This is a genomic window from Nostoc cf. edaphicum LEGE 07299, assembly GCF_015207245.1.
Taxonomy (GTDB): domain Bacteria; phylum Cyanobacteriota; class Cyanobacteriia; order Cyanobacteriales; family Nostocaceae; genus Nostoc; species Nostoc edaphicum_B.
Map to the genome: position 1 here is coordinate 1 of NZ_JADEXF010000810.1, position 3,073 is coordinate 3,073.

Below are 3,073 nucleotides of genomic sequence, written 5' to 3' on the forward strand. Positions count from 1 at the left end.
GTTTATCGAAGGCCAAAATCTGTTGCAAGAGTTAAAACAGCAGGGAGTTTTTGATGAAGCCAAGATTAGAGATTTTTTAAATGATTTATTATCCGTGCTGGTAGATATACATCAGCAACAAGTAATTCACCGTGATCTTAAACCAGAAAATATTATTCGCCGTCAAAATGATGGAAAACTAGTACTAATTGATTTTGGAGTGGCAAAGCAAAAGACGGAACCTACAAACACTGCGGTGGGGACAATTATTGGTTCATTAGGTTATGCACCAATCGAGCAAATGCAAGCGGGTAAAGTTTTTCCTTCCAGTGATATCTACAGTTTAGGAATAACTTGCTTTCATCTGCTGACTAATATCTCTCCTTCAAGTTTGTGGATGAAACAAGGCTATGGTTGGACTTCTAATTGGCGGCAGCATTTAACGCAACCCCTAAGTCAAGAATTAGAGATGATTCTTAATAAGTGCCTACAAGAAAATCACGAACAGCGTTATCAATCTGCACAAGCTGTCTTACTAGATTTGAATAAGTTGCCACCGCTAAGGTATACATCAGCTAAGACAGTTATTCCACCTACTCTGCAATCGAAATCGCAACCACAAAATCAACATACGTCAACTCAATATCTACCGCAATTCTCTAACAGTCGATTATTGTCTGGAGCAATAATAGCTGGATCGGGTAGTTCATTTTTAGCGATCGCACTTATAAGTTTTCTCGGAACTACTTGGATTAGCTCTGGATTGTGGTTGCTAATTTTAGGAGGATTAGTCTTTATTCAATCTCGCCCAATTCTAGAAAAAGCTTATTTAATTGTTATAGCTATCATTGCCAATTCACTCGTTGTCTTTACTTTCAGAAATCTCCTAACTAATAATATTCTCAACGCTGGTTTAAATGGGCTGCTGCTCGTAGGATTGCTAGTTATTCTGGCAGGCTTATTTACAGTTATTATTGTCGGTGTGTCTGAAATAATCAACAAACTTATTTCTAAATATCTTTAATTTTTTTTTACTCAATCGTCATAAATTTCTTTAATTTCAGATAAATTTTGTAAAATTTGGATAATTATTCATGACAAATAAAAAAGAAAACTTGAGACTGCTTATTTCACTTGGTATAGCTGGGGTAATGGTAGCAGCTATTTTATGGTTAATTAGCAAAGTCTCTTCTACTATCGTAACAACATCATCAAACCCCACACAAACTTCATCCTCATTTACAAATAAGCCGTCATTAATGAATTTGGGTACCAGAATTTTAGTGAAAGTGCAAACATCTCCTGAAAAAGCAGATGGAGTTAAAGCTTTTGCTGAGAAAGATTTCACTACTGCCGTTAAAAAATTTACTGATTCTCTAAAAAAGAATCCAAATGACCCCGAAACTTTAATTTATTTAAACAATGCCAAAATAGCACGAGATAATTCAGAAGCTGTAAAAGTTGCGATCGTCGCACCAATTAACTTCGATCCTAGTTTAGCAGAAGAGATTTTACGCGGTATAGCTCAAGCTCAAAATGAAGTTAATAACCAAGGAGGAATTAATGGTAAAAAATTACAAATTGTAATTGCAAGTGCTGAGAATAGAGAAGATTCTGCACGGCTAGATAATGAATTAGCTCAAGATCAAAGCCTTGTAGCTGCCGTGGGTGTTAGACGTAAGGCAGAAATATATAAGGAGAAAGGTTTGGTTTTAGTCTTACCCGTCGAGCTACCAAATCAAGCAGAAAATTCAGGAAAGTTAGATAATAATACCTTAAATAGTCAGCCTAATAGTTCCACAAATAACTACTTATTTCACGTAAATCCGTTATATGATAATTTAGTAGATACTCATTCTCGCTACATTGCTCGACAAGCAAGAAATATTGCTATTTGTGGTGATGTTCGTAGTTCAAGAGATAATTCAACCTCTTCATCAAGTCAGATACTTGTAGAAAAGTACACTCAAGCTATCAAAAAATATGGCAGCAACGTTATTAGTACACCTTGCAATTTAGCAGACAAAAATTTTGACCCTAAAGCTTTTGTGGATAAAGCCATAGAAACAGAAAATGTAAGTGGCTTTTTATTAATGCCTTCAATCAGAAATATATATTTTGCCACCAAAGTAGCACAAGAGGTTAAAGGTAGAAAGCCACTGTTTGCTTCTGAAACTATGTACAGTGCAACAACTTTACAAAATGGCAAGGATCTCGAAGGAATGGTATTACCTGTGTATTGGCATCGTGATGCTAATAAAGATAATCCCTTTGCGAAAAATGCCTTTCAGCTTTGGAATGCCCAAGTAAATCAGAGAACAGCGGGAGCTTATGATGCACTCCAAGCAATTATTGCTGGATTAAAAGAAGACAGCACCCGCGAAGGATTACAAAGGGTATTGTCTAATCCCAATTTTTCAGCATCTGGAGCAACCGGAATGATTCAGTTTTCGCCTTCCGGTGAGCGTCAAGGAGAAGCAATGCTAGTCAAAATTGAGCGTTGTGAGTCTTGCTCTAGTGGAACTGGTTACGATTTTGCCCTCTTGAATAAGAAGTAGCTTTTTTTGATGTTAATTGTCATTCTAAAGATATAGATTGCTTTCGAATAGGTAATCTATTCAGTTTGAATGTCATACTAAAATGCTTGATTTGATTGCAACCATGAATTGAAGCGATCGCTTCGATTTTTCTCTAAGGAAAAGTTTTGTTTCTCTACCCAGAGTTGGGAGAGCGATCGCTCAAAAGAAAGATGAAATATCTCCAACCCCTATGTCAAGGTTATATCAGTAATAATTCTGAACACTTTGCCGAGGAGAACACGAATGGTAACTACATTAGATGATACGAAACGCAATGCTATTGCTGTAAAACTAGCAAGTATCAAAGCCCTTCAACAGTTAATTATTGAGAACGAGCAATTGCTTTTGAGAGAAGGACTTGATGCTGAAATTGCCGATCGCATCCGAAATTTTATCAATGATGATGAAAAAAACCTTGGTGTTCTGGAAACCGTAATTGGTCAGTATGGCATTCAGGCTGAACCCAAACAAAATGTTACACAATTCATTGAAAAAGCTCGCGAATTGTTCAAAGG

At 36.4% G+C, this 3,073-nt stretch carries 3 protein-coding genes and 1 pseudogene; all 4 read left to right on the forward strand.

The features are described 5' to 3' along the window. A partial coding sequence (locus IQ229_RS20990; RefSeq protein WP_194047044.1) for a serine/threonine-protein kinase occupies window positions 1-1,003 on the forward strand: 1,003 nt, incomplete at its 5' end. Between the two features lie 70 nt (window positions 1,004-1,073). Further along, window positions 1,074-2,537 (forward strand): ABC transporter substrate-binding protein, encoded by a 1,464-nt coding sequence (locus tag IQ229_RS20995; RefSeq protein WP_194047046.1) that lies wholly within the window; start codon window positions 1,074-1,076, stop codon window positions 2,535-2,537. 146 nt (window positions 2,538-2,683) lie between these two features. Further along, on the forward strand, window positions 2,684-2,821 hold the full coding sequence (locus IQ229_RS21000; protein ID WP_194047048.1) for a hypothetical protein: 138 nt from the start codon (window positions 2,684-2,686) through the stop codon (window positions 2,819-2,821). Further along, window positions 2,802-3,073 (forward strand): annotated as a pseudogene (locus IQ229_RS21005) (hemerythrin domain-containing protein); the annotation flags it as partial. The gene IQ229_RS21000 and the pseudogene IQ229_RS21005, both read left to right, overlap by 20 nt.